1 protein-coding gene is annotated in these 294 nt (G+C 71.4%); it reads right to left on the bottom strand.

Annotation, left to right across the window (positions count from 1 at the left end):
* Positions 1 to 294: hypothetical protein (locus IE245_RS37590; RefSeq protein WP_229852084.1), on the bottom strand; the 294-nt coding region annotated here is incomplete at both ends.

Genomic DNA, 294 nt, shown 5'->3' on the forward strand with positions numbered 1-294 from the left:
CGCAGCGACACCTCCAGCAGACCGTCGAGAACACCGACGACCTCGTCGAACGCCTCCGCGAACTCCGGGAACACATCCGCCAGTTCCAGACCCATACCGGCACGCTGGGCACCCTGGCCGGTGAACAGGAACGCCGTCTTGCCCGAGCGCCCCGCGCCCCGCGCGACGGAGGCGCTGGTGCCGCCTTCGGCGAGCTCCCGCAGACCCGAAAGCAGGCTCTCGCGGTCGTCACCGACGACCACCGCCCGGTGATCCAGGACCGCACGCCCGGCCGCCAGCGAGAAGCCGACATCG

This window comes from Streptomyces roseolus (genome assembly GCF_014649855.1).
GTDB lineage: Bacteria > Actinomycetota > Actinomycetes > Streptomycetales > Streptomycetaceae > Streptomyces > Streptomyces roseolus.